Here is a 14054-nt window from a genome sequence, read left to right on the forward strand (position 1 = left end):
CAGCTCTCGGATCAGTTGATCTTGGACAGCTCGTCGTTCATTTTCTTGACCGCATCTTCAGCCGAAATGCCGCCATCGATATAATCGCGCACCACCCGGTTGATGACTTGGCTATTGAGCATTTTCGACGCCAGCGCCAACTGCCCGTCGGTCACGCCCCAACGCTGCGCGGTATCCAGACCCTTGGTGATTTCATCAATCACAGCAGGCGCATACAGATCCTTCAGCGGTGCCTTGCGATCCACGCCGACGGGCAAGGTCGCCCAAAGCGTGGTGAACTTGGCGGGATCGGCATCGGTGCCGCGACGCACCGGGAACTTGCCTTCGGGTGCGATCGAGAGCGTCTCGCCATAACCGTCATTCATCGAGTAATCGACGAATTTCTCAGCCGCCGCCGTATCGGCGTCACTGGTGATCCCGAAATAGCGAATATCGGCCCAGCTTGCGCCCGCCGGATCGGACGGCCCCGACAGGTTGGTGACAACGCCCGTATCCTGCGCCAGCGCGGTCGAGGTCGGATTGCCGTCAATCATCGGCGGCGCGCTATCGCGCAGACCGGCGAGCTCATCAAGGATGAAGGGCGACCACATGATCATCGCCGCCTTGCCCGAGAAATACAACTCGCGCGATTGCTTCCAGTAATTGTCACCCGGCGGCGAGGCTTTGGCGAGAGCCTTGTAGAAGTTCAGTACCTCGACGGTCTTCTTTTCGTCCAGCGGTTTGAACCCGTCCGGGCCCACCGGCGAAACGCCATTGGCGAGAAAAATCTGCTCCAGCACCTGGCTCATGTAATTGTCGTCCACCTTTGTAGCGGCAACGAAGCCATACATACTCGGCGGGTTATTAAGCTTTTTGAGCGCGGCTTCGATATTGGCAAAGCTGGTTGGCGGGGCCAGACCTTCTTTTTCGAAAATATCCTTGCGATACAGGATCATCTGCGTCCAGCCATCGACCGGAACGGCGGCATAGTCGCCATCCGTTTCGACCATTTTCAGCGCGCCGGGCGCGAAGGTTTTCGGGTCCAGCATGTCCACGACATCGCTGGACGCGGCGCTATCGAGAATGCCCGCCTCGGTCCAAGGCAGCACGTTCTGGATCGGCGTGTAGATCACATCGGGCAGATCGCCTGCGGCAAAAGCGGCGGTCGCGCGGGTGTTGAGATCGCTTTCCGTGACCGGGATCACCTCGACATCGATGCCGGTTTTCGCCTTGAAATCATCGGCCAGCTTTTGCTGTTTGGCCAGACGCTCGGGCTGTTCCTCGGTCGTCCAGAATTTGATCGCTTCGGCCTTTGCCGCCACGCCGCCCAGCATCAGCGCGACAGCCGCCGTGCCCAGCAAACCGGCCACTCCCGTTCCTCGAATAAGTTTCATTTATTTTCCTCCCGGTCGATTAAGTTTTTCTTTTGGTGAAGATAGGCGGCCCATCCGAGCCCCCCGGTTGCAATTGCGCCGAGACCAGCTCGGTCAAGTCAGCGACAGGCGCGCCGCGCAATTGCGCGATCAACAGCGCCGCAAGCCGTTCCCCGGCATGGCGACTGTCAACCGCAAAGGTCGTCAGAGGGGGCTCGATCATGCGGCCCTCGGGGATGCCGTCATAGGCGATCAGCGACAGATCACGCCCGATCGTCAGGCCGCGTTCGCGCGCCACATCATACGCGCCCAGCGCCGTGGCATCGGTAGCATAAACGATCGCTGTGGGCGGGTCGGGCAGATCCAGCAACGCGCGCGCAGCCGCCGCCCCTTCGGCGCGATCCGAAACCCCCATGATCTCAAGCGCGGGGTCATGCGCAATTTGCGCCAGCGCCAGCCCATCGCGATAGCCATCGCGGCGCAGCATCGCGAAATTGTACGCCTCGCACGGACCAACAAAAGCGATCCGTTTGTGCCCCAGCGCGACCAGCCGCGCCACGCCATCGCGCATCGCGCCACTGCCATCCACATCATACCAAGACAGCCCCGGATCGGGCTGGCCATACCCGACGCGCCCGTACAGCACGAAGGGCACCCCTTTGGCGCGCAAAAACAGCGCGCGGGGATCGTGAATACGCGTGCGCGGCAGGATAAACCCGTCGACCTTATGTTCTTGCAACAGCCGCGCCAGCGTCGCTTCCATATCCGCGCGCGAGGTCGAGGAGGCGATGGTCAGCGTCCAGCCCTCCAGCGACGCCTCTTGCGTGATGCCGCCCAAAAAATCCGCCAAGAACGGGCCGTAGCGGTCGGGGGCATCGAGCTCCAGCACGAGACCCAGCGCACGCACCCGCCCCGTACGCACAGCTTGCGCATAGGGCATCGGCGCGTAGCCCATCTGCGCAGCCATTGTGCGCACACGCTCACGCGTGTCAGGGGCGATGTCGGCATAATCGTTGAGGGCACGCGAAACGGTGCTCTTGGTTAGCCCAAGCGCCGTTGCGAGATCAGAAATGCGCACCCGGCGTGCGGGGGCCGTTTGATCTTGCGAATTGGTGTCGCGAATCTCCTCCATGACGATAGCCTAAGAGAACGAAACCGGTTTCGTAAAGCCGAAACCGGTTTCGGACGCGATAAAGAGTCGGTGAACTCCGACCCAAAATCCCTTGCGCGCAACTCGAACAGGGGGGCCAAAACGGATCGAAATCACACCGGCGAAATCGCCGCGCAAAGGTGCGATCACATTTTGCCGCTTCCGTGGGGTCTCGATCCCTCTATGTCGCATAGCACTGGGGAAATTGAAAAAATCAGATAAGAGGGGATTGAGGCCCAAGGTGTTTGTATGACTATTGGTAGAAACTACATGAAGACGAAATTAACACCCGAATGAGGTCCAAGCCTGTCACGCATTTCTGACCCTCAGCGCCTTCGCGCGCTTCAGCAGACCGGTCTTTTGGACGCCCCGAGCCAAGAGGCGTTTGACCGTGCAACGCGGCTCGCGGCCCGTATCGTGGGTACACCGGTCGCGCTGGTGTCGCTGGTCGATGAGAGCCGGCAATTCCTGCTATCGCAAACCGGGGTCGACGACAGCACAGCCGGGTTGCGCGAAACCCCGCTGAGCCATTCGTTTTGCCGCCACGTGGTGGAGAACGATAGCTCTTTGATCGTGTCGGATGCGCGCCAAGACCCGCGTGTGCGCGACAATGGCGCGGTCGATGATCTGAACGTGATCGCCTATCTGGGCGTTCCGCTGCGCACGATTGAGGGCGATGTGCTGGGCTCATTTTGCGTGATCGGCCATGAGCCGCGCGTCTGGACCGATGAGGACCACGCCACCCTGCTGGATCTGGCCGCCGGGGTTGAGGCGGAAATTCGACTGCGCCGTCAAACCAACCTCGCCCATCAAGAACACGAGGTGTTTCGCGCCATTCTGGATCAGATGCCAATCGGTGTGGCGCTGGCTGAGGCGGGAACCGGGCGCTTGCTTGATACCAACAACACGGCACGCAATCTGATGGGCGCTGCGGTGGAAGTTTCGGCGGGCTTGGCCAATTCCGGTCTGCAGGCGTTTGATGCCAACGGCCAGCCTTATAGCAACGAGGCATTGCCGCTGAACCGGGCCGCGTTGCGCAATGAGGTGATCACCGCAGAGGAGGTCACCATTCAGCAACCCGGGCGCGCGCCGCTGCATCTGTTGATCTCGGCGCACCGGATCGACAGCGACCCGCCCCTTGCGGTTGCGACCCTGCTGAACGTGACCGAGCGCAAACGCGCCGAGCGCAACGCCTTCCAAAGCGCCGAGCGATTGGCCCATTTTCACGAGGTGACGCGCGACGGCATTCTGGAACTCGATGCCGAGAATTGCGTGCGCTATTCCAATGGCGTGATGCGCGAACGCGTTCGCAGAGCCCATAGTGCGAAACTGGCCGACGCGTTTTTGGGCGCAAACATATTGCAGGAATTCCCCAATTTGCAGGGCACAGAGTTGGAGGCCGCGATGGGACGTGCGCGCGCAACCCAACAGCCTCAGGCCGCCGATGTGGTGGCCCATGATGCGCGTGTCCTTGAGGCACGGTTGTTTCCCGAAGACGGCACGCTGCTGATCTATCTGCGCGATGTCACCGATGAGCGCGCCGTCGCCCAAGCCCGCGAAATTCTGGCGCGCGAGCTGAACCACCGGGTCAAGAACCTGTTTGCGATGATGTCAGGGCTGATCGGGATGACCGCGCGCCATGCCACCTCGCCTGCATCGATGGCCGAGGGGTTGCGCGCGCGCATCAACGCTTTGGCGCGCGCCCATGATCTGGTCAGCCCGACCGCGACGCTGGAAACCGGGTTTCGCGGCGAGGTCGATTTCGATGCGCTGATCCGCGCCATCCTTGCCCCTTATGTCAGCGCGCAGGACCTGCGGGTGGTGCTGGAGGGGCTGCCGGTGTTGCTCAATCAGGCGGGGGCGACGAATTTCGCGCTGGTGCTGCATGAACTGGCTACCAATGCGGTGAAATACGGCGCCCTTTCGTGCGAAACGGCCAAACTGCACTTGAGTTGGCAAATTGTCCCCGGCGATGAGGGCCCGATGCTGGCCTTTGACTGGCACGAAAGCGGTTGCCCCGAGCGCCTGGAGCCGCCCCGCCCGACCGGCTTTGGCAATCGCCTGATCGATCTGACAATTCACGGCCAGTTGCGCGGCACCTATGGAACCGAGTGGCCCGCTGACGGGTTCCTTGCACGAATTCACGTGCCAATGGAGCTTATTAAAGGGTAATTCGATGCGTATCGAACGGAAAGAGTACTGGCTCAGGGGCTGCAAAGTCCTTGTGGCAGAAGATGAAATGCTGATCGCCTATGACATCGCCTATTCCATCGAAGAAGCCGGTGGCGAGGTGGTCGGCCCCGTGGCGACGCTCGCCAAGGCCCGCAGCCTCATCGCAACCGATCAAATTGATGCGGCCGTGCTGGATATGAACCTGCTGGACGGTAATTCCGAACCGCTGGTGAAGGAATTGCGCGCGCGTCATATTCCGGTGCTTGTAAACACCGCCGAGCGTCTGCCGCTGCCGTTTCAAACGGTATTGCCCGAGGTTTTGGTCTTTGGCAAACCCACCATGCCCGAGACATTGGCGCAGGCGCTTGGCGAGAGCCTGCAGAGCGAACTCCGAGCCTGATCAGGTCCAAGCTTTACGCCGCAAGCGCGCACACCCACCACATAACCTAGCGTAAACGTGATCGGGGTGCGACGTTTCGGCCCCTCGCCGGATCGCCCGCAGTGTCGCGATACTTCCCTGATATCTTGATTGCGCCAAAGGGAGGTGACGCATGACTGGACGAAACACACGCACCCCAATCGACAAGACCCCGCGCCGCACGGCACCGTTTCACACGATGAACGGGCTGTTGGCGGCGCTGGGCTTTATCGTCTTTGGATTTGAGATCGATCATGGCGGAGCCTCGCATGCTCAGACGCTCGGGCTTGAAGCCGCCAATGCCACGCCGCATGACGATGATGCAAACCCGGCGCTGCACGCAGAAATGCCACCGGAACTGGCGATTGGCGGGGATGGGGCGCAGATAACGCTGCGCGGCCATATCGCAGAGGGAGACGCCGCACGCATCGCGCGCAAGCTTTCGGCGCGGCGCGCGCAAGGCACGCCGGTGCGCGTCGTCAGCATGAATTCCACCGGTGGCTCGTTGCATGAGGCGCTGGTGATCGGGCGGATGCTGCGCGCGGCCGGGGTCACCACGCAATTGCGCGCAAATGCGATCTGCTATTCCGCCTGCCCCTATATGTTTGCCGGCGGACAAGACCGGAGTGTTGATGTGCAGGGACGGCTGGGCGTCAATCAGGGGTATATCAACCCTGCCAGCCCCCAAGACAGCGCGCAGACCGCCGCTGATGTGCAAAACGGCACCGCGCGGGTGATGCGCTACCTTGCGGAAATGGGGGTGGATGTCGGCATTTTGGAGCCTGCATTGGAAACCCCGCCCAACCGCATTCACCTGCTGAGCCTCCCGGATTTGACGCGCTATCATCTGACCACGGGTGCTTAGATTTGCTAAGGAAATTCGGCCCAATCGCTGGACCCTATTGAAACTTGCCCTAGTCTTTTCCCCATCAACGATCTGTGAAAACACAGTGATGGGGGAAAGATGTTTACCGAGATCATGGTTCCGGTGGATTTGCGCCACGCGGAAAAACTCGCCAAAACGCTTACGATTGCCGCCGATCTCGCGCAGAAATATGGCGCGCGGATCACCTATGTCGGCGTGACCGCGAACGTCCCGAGTTCGATCGCGCGAAACCCTGAAGACTATCACGAGAAACTCGTGCAATTCGCGGCCTCGCAGGCGGCGATGCATGGGCTGGGGGCGCGCGCCCACATGATTGTGGCCGATGACCCGGCCGTCGATCTGAACCACAAACTCTCGCAAGCGGTGCAAGAGCTGCGCGCCGATCTGGTGGTCATGGCATCCCATCTGCCCAATGTGGGCGATTACGTCTGGTCGTCGCATGGCGGCCATCTGGCCTCGCATTCCAAAGCCTCGGTATTTCTGGTGCGCGCGTAAGGCGCGCCGCCACCCCCTCGCAACGACAACACACAATAACAAGGAGGACGGCACATGGCCGAAGCCGACGAAAGTCAGGGCATCCCCGCACCCCAAGGCGACACGCAACTGATCGACACCGACTATGAGATCGGTCAGGACAATCTGGAAGGCAGCGTTGGCCCGATCGGGTTTGACGTGCACAACCCGGTCTTCATGGTCTCGGCGCTGTCGATCATGGCCTTTGTATTTTACGCCCTGGCCCTGCCCGAACAGGCCAGTGCGGTCTTTGGCTGGTTGCGCCCTTGGCTGACCTCGACCTTCGACTGGTTCTTCATGTCGGCGGCGGATTTCTTTGTGCTGTTTTGCCTGTTTCTGATCGTCAGCCCTTGGGGCAAGGTCCGTTTAGGCGGCAAAGATGCAGCGCCCGATTATTCCTATATCGGTTGGTTCGCGATGCTGTTTGCCGCCGGGATGGGCATTGGCCTGATGTTCTTTGGGGTGCTTGAGCCAGTCTATCACATGGCGATTTCAAGCCCGCTGGGCACGCCCTCGCCCTTTGATGCCGACGGCAATATCATCCCCGGCAATGTCGATCGCGCCAAGGCGATGGGGTTGGCGGCGACGATCTATCACTGGGGGCTGCACCCGTGGGCGATCTATGCGGTGGTGGCGCTGGCCTTGGGGCTATTCTCTTTTAACAAGGGCCTGCCGCTGACGATCCGTTCGGCATTTTACCCGATTTTCGGCGAGAGGATCTGGGGCTGGACCGGCCATGTGATCGACATTCTGGCGGTGTTTGCGACGCTGTTTGGCCTGGCCACGAGCCTTGGGTTCGGGGCGCAGCAGGCCAATGCGGGGCTTAATCACGTCTTTGGCGTGCCGATCTCGATCACGGTGCAGGTAATCTTGATCACGATCATCACCGGCATCGCGCTGTTTTCGGTGCTGCGCGGTCTGGATGGCGGGGTCAAGCTGCTGTCTGAGATCAACATGGGCATCGCCGCTGTCTTGTTGCTGTTCGTTCTGCTTGCAGGTCCGACGCTGGCGATTTTCACGGATTTCGGCAAAGGGCTTTGGGCCTATGCCAAAGAGATCGTCCCGCTCTCGAACCCGATCGGGCGCACCGATGACGCCTATCGCGATGGCTGGACCGCGTTTTACTGGGCGTGGTGGATCAGCTGGTCGCCCTTCGTGGGCATGTTCATCGCGCGTGTCTCGCGGGGGCGCACGGTGCGCGAATTCATCACCTGCGTTCTGATCATCCCCTCCATGGTCTGCGTGCTGTGGATGGCGGTGTTTGGCGGCGTGGCGATTGACCAAGTGCTGTCGGACCCGGCGACCTCGGCGGTCAAAGCGCAGGTGATCGATAACTACAACCCGCCGCTGTCGCTATTTGCGATGCTCGAAGGGCTGCCGCTTTCCTCGATCACCTCGGTGATTGCGATTGTGCTGGTGATCGTGTTCTTCGTCACCTCGTCTGATAGCGGCTCGCTGGTGATCGATACGATCACGGCCGGTGGCAAGGTCGACGCCCCGGTGCCCCAGCGCGTGTTCTGGGCGACGTTTGAAGGCGCGGTGGCGATTGTGCTGCTGGTGGGCGGCGGTCTCAGCGCGTTGCAGGCGATGGTGATTTCCACCGGGCTGCCCTTTACCTTGGTGCTGTTGGTGATGTGTTGGGCGATCCTCAAGGGCTTGCGCGCCGAGCCGCGCTGAGCGGTCTGGCCTAAAACCACGACGAAAGCGGCGGGTCAGATCCCGTCGCTTTTTTCATGTCGCGATGCGGCTTCGCTTTAGGCTGGCATGCCGTATTCTGCCACGATGGCCCAGATTTCTGTATTCAGCGCCCCGAGTTCCACGAGGGCCGCGTTCAGATCGTCCAGCGTGGCGCGATCCAGCACGGCCTCTTCGCCAATCCGCAGGCTGGTTTTGCGATCGGCGATACGCATCTGGATCGTGCGCACCGGACCGCCACCCGCATCAAAGGCGTAAAGACAGTGATTGTAGTGATTGCGCAGCCCGGAGACTTTTTTCATCCGGCCTGCCACTTTGATAACGCGTGCGCGCGCCGCTTCGGGCACCGGGCTTGCGCTGCGCTTGGCCAATCGCTCGACCAGATCGAGTCGCGCCCGCGTTGTGTTCAACGTCAGGTGCAAGATCACCGCCGTTTCCTTGTCGGTTTGCGCCAAACCTGCGATCAGGTGAATCAATAAACTCTCGGTATTGGTCCAAGCGTAGTTGATCCGCCCTATCTGCATCAGGAATGTATCAAACTCTGGCGGTGGTGCGCCCAGCGGCCCCTCAGGCGCCGCCATTGCGATGAAACCAGATCGCCGCCTCGGTGCGATTTGAGACGCCCAATTTGCCGATAATGCGGTGGATATGAAGCTTTACCGTATGCTCGGATAAAGAGAGTTGATTGGCGATAATCTTGTTGGGCTGACCCGAAGCGAGCATTCCCAACACCTCGGTTTCGCGCGGCGTCAAACCGGTGACCGGGCGTTCGCCATTTTGCGACGAAATCCCCGGGCCAGCGTCAAAGCCGTTCATACCGGGCAGATGCGGATTGCTCGGGCGGCAGCGCACCAGAACAGGGGGGATATAGTGCCCCCCCGACACCACCATCCGCAAAATCAAGAGCCATGTCGTCAGATTCACGTTCATCGGCAGCACGCTGATCTGGTTGGAGATGATTTGCGCGCCAAAGCGATCCATCAACTCGCGCCCATAGTCTTCATTCTCATAGGCGATCACGAATTTCACCCGAGAGAAGCGCGCATTCGGCTCTTGCGACAAGGCAATCAAGGCCTCGGCTTGGCTTTCATCCGCGATAAGCGTGCAAAGATGGCCCACCCCATCAAACCGCCCGTCTTCCTGTAGGTCCGCATACAGCGTCTCGACATCAGAAATCCGCAGGCATTTGGCCGGCGAGATTTCCGCGTCGACCGTACGCAGAACCGTTTCCGAAAATTGTTGTCCCGTCCCCAAGAAGCAGATTGCAGCATTATCATGATGACAGGATGGACTCATTCGAGAGCCCACTAGTTCACTCTTACGCAACGCATTCATGGCGGCCCCTTTCCCCAACCAAGAACTATTGACGTTTATGTCAATCGCAGAGCCCACACGCTCTACGATCTACATCTTAACACAAAGGCGTGAGGCGAGCGTCGATCATTCGGTTTACCTAGGGGTAAGGGATTCCAGAATTGCGATCTATTTGGTCAAAATTGGGGCAAATTCGACTGATTCTCAACACATTAGAAGCTTCGCGAGAGCAGGTATTGAGGGTCCCGCGACGCCTTCCACAAGCTTTAGTGGTCACTACAATTTCGTTATGGTTGCATAAAAATTAACGACAAGCGCAAAATTTTTTGGCGTGATGCACAAAGCTCACAAAAAAGTGTGAATTAAGTGCAATTTTTTCAGGCAATTGACCTCTTTTGCGGGCGTGTTCACCCAATGGCTAACTATGTCGCGGCCCCCTGCTGACACAGGATATTAGGGTCGCAGCAGGGGGCTGTGATCCTTTTCAGTAGCTCGACGGAACTGTCGAAGTGGGTCTCGCGCAAAGCAATCGTTTTGCGCTGCGTGAGAGGCATGTCTGAGGGCAAACGGAGAGGCGGGGGAAACCCCGATCAAACCCCGTAACTGGTTCGGTAGACCCGTTTGAAAAATGAATGACGGATGCCGGGCCCTGTCTAACAGGGAGAGACACAATGTCTTCGAAGAGAAATCACCACAACAACATGGGCGATCCCGACAGCAACCAGTCGCAGGATCAGTCGCAAGACCAGATGGAACTGCAAGGCCAAGGGCAAGCGCAAGCTGAACTGCAAGGCCAGATGCAGGATCAAAACTCCACCACCACCAATGTTTCAGATTCCGGGTCGACCTCGGATTCCGGATCGGGCGCTGGTAGTCTGGCGGGTGCTGGTAGCTTGGCCGGGGCTGGTAGCCTTGCCGGGGCGGGTGCCCTTGCCGGTGCAGGCGCCGGGAGCCAATCTGATTCAGGCAGCACGTCCGGTTCGGATGCCAATGCGAACAGCTCAAGCGCCAACATGAATGGCAACGGGAACCTCAATGGCAATCTCAATGGCAACCTGAACCACAGCTCGAACACCAGCGCGACCAATGTCGACGTGCAGGTTGGCATGAACATGGAAGGCTATGTGCCCACCGATGATGACTTTGCTGACTTCGATCTCGCTGGCAGCTCGTCCGTCGGCGATGTGCTGATGGCGAAGGGCGATGTCAGCTATGATCCGGGCAACGACGTCAGCCTGTCTGACATTCTGCGCGATGCGCTTAATGGTGCGGGCAACGATGTTGGCATGGTTAATAACATGTCCAACCAGCTCACCGACAATGACACGCTGTCCAACGCTTCGGTGTCGAATGCGGGCGGCACGTTCAACGCTACCGGCTCGATCTCGGGCAATGCTGCGACCTCGGATGACGGGATCAAGGCTGAAGGTGGCACGGGTGGCAACGGATCGGACGCACCCTCGGCTGATGGCGGTCTGGCACTTGCCACGGGCAGCATTTCGCTTGCTGGCGGCGGCACGGCCATGTCGATGTCTGATGCCGCGGGCACGGGCGGAGATGGCGGCGCTGGCGGGGCTGGCGGTGCGGGTCTTGGTCTGGGCCTTGGGCTTGGTCTGGGGGCTGCAGGCGCAGAAGCGACCGATGGCAGCGCCACCTCGTCGGCCAATGACTCGGTGACGGGCGACTCCAACTTGGGCGCTCCGGGGCCGGGCGACTTCTCCTCGGCTCTTGATGGCGGCTCGATGGCAGGCGCAATCGGCATGGGCGCAGGCCTGGGAGCCGGTATGGGCATGGGCGGCGCTGGCGCTGATGGCGGCAATGGTGCCGCGGGCTATGGCACCTCAAGCTCGACGGCTGACGCCATGGGCGGCATGGCGACCTCGACGGGTGGTCTTGCAACCTCGGGTGCTGGCGGCTCGGTGATGGGCGGCAATGGCGGCACTGCGGGCGGCCTTGGCAGCTGGGGATCGGGCAATGGTGACGACGGAATGGTGACCGGCCAATCCTATGCGGATGCCAGCGCGGCAATCGACACCACCGCGTTCAACCAGTCGATCGTGATGGGCGCCAATGTTCTTGGCAATGCCGTGGATACCACGATTGTCGGCGGCTCGATGAGCTCGACCTATATCGGCGACGACGACGCCAGCTGATCAAAGACCTGCGGCGCGCCCGGGCAACCGGGCGCGTCTGCGTCCCGGCGCCCGGCTCGACACAGATGGGCAGGCGCAAAACGGGACGGCCAAGTTCGAGGGGGGCAATCGCGATACGATCACATCGCCCAGACCTCTTTGGACCCGGCCCAACGCAAGGGAGCTGAACAATGCTTGACCGTCAGACAGAGATAATCGCCCATTTCATTGGTGCGTTTCAGCTGACGACCGAACAGGTTTCGGCCCGACAGCATTATGATACATTCCGCGCGCTCCAATTGGCTCAGAAAGAGCCGGGGGCGCTGCTGAACGTCAATGTCCATGTGACATCCGACTATCTGTTGCAGGACTTCACGCCGGGATTGCGTCTGGCAGTGCCGCCGCCGCTCGCGCCGACGGTGCCGATGCTGCCCCATGCCGATCATGTCCGGCTGCCGCAGCCGGGGCAGCCCGTATATCCGGGGGACAGCTATGACCCCCAAAGCGTGATGTCGTTTCAATCCAGCACATCACAAAGCTTTTTCGTCACGCTGGCGCCGCCCTCTTCGGTGGCGACCCTGACGGTGCAAATCAACAATCTGAGCGACACTGACAGCGTGATGTCGCAGCCTTTCACCTTGCCCGAACAGTTCGCCGGCGCGTTTTCGTCCGAAGCGATTGCGGCCAAGATGGCGGATCTGGTGGAAACGGCCAAGACGCTGGGCGCGCCCGACACCTCAGTGCAATGGCTGTCGGTGCAAGATCAGGCCAGCGTCCTGCGCGACCGGCTTGATACGCTTGATCCAGAAGACGCCCCGGCGGGGGCTGAGGTCGCGATGTTTCATCATCGCCCTTGGGTCCCTGACGCAGCACAAGAGACAGACGCGGGTAACGGTGATGCGGGGTCCGACGCGCAAGAGGCCCCTGCCCCGAGTGTCTTTGGCGGCGCGCCGGTGCTCAACGGACAGATTGTCAGCGACGCACCAACCACGCTGAGCGATCGCTTGGAGGCGCGCAACCCTGCGCCAAGCCCGACCGAAACACCCCAAGGTCAGGTTCTGGTCGAGGATGGCGCAGCGGGAACGGTAATCAGCCCAACGCTGAGCGGCGGCGCCATAAGCGCAGATCAGAGCCTGAGCACGGGCAATAATCTCGCGTTGAATGAGATCCATATTCAACATAACTGGATCGACGCGCCGGTGATCGCGGTGGCGGGCATGGCGCAATCGCTAAGCTTGATTTCGCAAATCAACGTGCTGCGCGATTTCGACAGTTTTAACGGTGATGCGGGCGCGCCCAACATGGGCGGCGGCATCGGTTCGCAGATCGTCAATCTGGCGACACAAGACACGCTGGCCAATCCCGCCCAAGACCTGGCACCCGCCGTGGCGGGGGGAGCGAAACTGCTTGGGATGGTGCGCATTGATGGCGATCTGATGATCGACAACACCACCTACCAGATCAATCACATCAACGATTCCGATGTGGTCAGCTATGAATTCGGCACCCATCACATTGAGATTTCGACCGGCGGCAACACTGTCTCCAATCTTGAGTTGCTGTTGCAACTGGGCGGGCATTTCGATGCGATCTTTGTGGGCGGCGACATGGTGCAGCTTGCCTCGATTGAGCAAATCAACGTGCTGCTGGACGATGATCTGTTTCTCAGCAACGGCAGTGGGACGGCGCTGTTTTCAGGCCATGACAACCTGCTGTGGAACGAGGCCAGCATCACCCATCTCGGCACTGACACCGCCCTTGAGATGTCGAGCAGTTTCCAATCCACGCTGGATGCGCTTGGCGCGATGGCGGGGACCGGTGACAGCGCCGCACCCAGCGAGTCGGGGGCGCAAAGCACGCCTGACGCGGCTGCGTACGCCGCTGTCTCGGGGCTGTTTGGCGACCCGCTTTTGGGCGATCTGGATGCGATGCGGGTGTTGTGGATCGAGGGCGACCTGCTGATCCGCGACTCGCTGACCCAGATCAATCTGCTCAGCGATAGCGATGTGATCTCGGTCGCGTTGCCGGGCGATGACGCGCTGGCGGATATCTCGGCGGGCGACAACATTCTGGCCAATGTCGCGTCGCTGACGGTCGCAGGTGTGGACAGCACGATCATGGCCGGGGCGGGCAGCTACAGCGATGCGGTTCTGTATCAGGCGGGCATGTTTGCTAGTGATCAGGGGCCGTTCGATCTGGCGGGCACGTTTAGTGCGCCCCAAGGCGATCTGGCCTCCGAAGCGGTGGTTTTTTTGAGCGATGATTTCAACGACGGGCCGGGCAGCGGGTTCGTCGAGGGCGCGGGGTTCATTCCAGACACGATGAACTCGGGCTCTCTTGATGCGCTGCACAGTGTCTTGGCCTGACCGTGGGGGTCACCAAAACACGCTAAATCCACACAAAACTCGAAGGGGAGAGTGAC

The 14054-nt window shown here is 60.4% G+C and carries 11 protein-coding genes; 7 read left to right on the forward strand and 4 right to left on the reverse strand.

What is annotated here, in order from left to right; all coding sequences use genetic code 11:
- Positions 1-11 precede the first annotated feature (11 nt).
- Both AB4874_RS15325 and AB4874_RS15330 read right to left on the reverse strand, forming a co-directional pair.
- The gene (locus AB4874_RS15325; protein ID WP_368392629.1) at positions 12-1373 is read right to left on the reverse strand and encodes an ABC transporter substrate-binding protein; all 1362 of its coding nucleotides are present in this window, start codon (positions 1371-1373) and stop codon (positions 12-14) included.
- Positions 1374-1392: 19 nt separating this feature from the next.
- A complete protein-coding gene (locus AB4874_RS15330) occupies positions 1393-2484 on the reverse strand; it encodes a LacI family DNA-binding transcriptional regulator (RefSeq protein ID WP_368392630.1) in 1092 nt (363 codons plus the stop codon).
- Between the two features lie 378 nt (positions 2485-2862).
- On the opposite strand from AB4874_RS15330, the gene AB4874_RS15335 reads away from it, so the two are divergent.
- The 5 genes from AB4874_RS15335 to AB4874_RS15355 all read left to right on the forward strand — a co-directional run bounded on the left by AB4874_RS15335 (position 2863) and on the right by AB4874_RS15355 (position 8168).
- The gene (locus AB4874_RS15335; RefSeq protein WP_368392631.1) at positions 2863-4674 is read left to right on the forward strand and encodes an HWE histidine kinase domain-containing protein; all 1812 of its coding nucleotides are present in this window, start codon (positions 2863-2865) and stop codon (positions 4672-4674) included.
- A 4-nt stretch (positions 4675-4678) separates the two neighbouring features.
- Positions 4679-5074 carry a response regulator gene (locus AB4874_RS15340; protein ID WP_368392632.1) on the forward strand — a complete coding sequence of 132 codons (396 nt, stop codon included), beginning with the start codon at positions 4679-4681 and terminating at the stop codon, positions 5072-5074.
- Between the two features lie 151 nt (positions 5075-5225).
- Positions 5226-5957, forward strand: a complete 732-nt coding sequence (locus AB4874_RS15345) for a COG3904 family protein (RefSeq protein ID WP_368392633.1) — start codon at positions 5226-5228, stop codon at positions 5955-5957.
- A gap of 99 nt (positions 5958-6056) precedes the next feature.
- Positions 6057-6473 (forward strand): universal stress protein, encoded by a 417-nt coding sequence (locus tag AB4874_RS15350; protein WP_368392634.1) that lies wholly within the window; start codon positions 6057-6059, stop codon positions 6471-6473.
- Between the two features lie 54 nt (positions 6474-6527).
- Positions 6528-8168, forward strand: a complete 1641-nt coding sequence (locus tag AB4874_RS15355) for a BCCT family transporter (protein ID WP_295533122.1) — start codon at positions 6528-6530, stop codon at positions 8166-8168.
- A gap of 77 nt (positions 8169-8245) precedes the next feature.
- On the opposite strand, the gene AB4874_RS15360 is transcribed toward AB4874_RS15355, so the two are convergent.
- Both AB4874_RS15360 and AB4874_RS15365 read right to left on the reverse strand, forming a co-directional pair.
- Complete coding sequence (locus AB4874_RS15360; RefSeq protein WP_295533124.1) at positions 8246-8767, reverse strand: hypothetical protein; 522 nt, start codon at positions 8765-8767, stop codon at positions 8246-8248.
- Positions 8754-9440 carry a response regulator transcription factor gene (locus AB4874_RS15365; RefSeq protein WP_368392635.1) on the reverse strand — a complete coding sequence of 229 codons (687 nt, stop codon included), beginning with the start codon at positions 9438-9440 and terminating at the stop codon, positions 8754-8756. The genes AB4874_RS15360 and AB4874_RS15365 overlap by 14 nt, the downstream gene beginning before the upstream one ends.
- A gap of 731 nt (positions 9441-10171) precedes the next feature.
- Between AB4874_RS15365 and AB4874_RS15370 the strand changes: the two genes are divergently transcribed.
- Both AB4874_RS15370 and AB4874_RS15375 read left to right on the forward strand, forming a co-directional pair.
- Entirely contained in the window at positions 10172-11653 is a 1482-nt protein-coding gene (locus tag AB4874_RS15370) for a hypothetical protein (RefSeq protein WP_368392636.1), read from the forward strand.
- Positions 11654-11823: 170 nt separating this feature from the next.
- Positions 11824-13998 carry a hypothetical protein gene (locus AB4874_RS15375; protein WP_368392637.1) on the forward strand — a complete coding sequence of 725 codons (2175 nt, stop codon included), beginning with the start codon at positions 11824-11826 and terminating at the stop codon, positions 13996-13998.
- The last annotated feature ends 56 nt before the right edge of the window (positions 13999-14054 follow it).

Origin of the sequence: Thioclava arctica (genome assembly GCF_040892615.1) — a bacterium.
GTDB lineage: Bacteria > Pseudomonadota > Alphaproteobacteria > Rhodobacterales > Rhodobacteraceae > Thioclava > Thioclava arctica.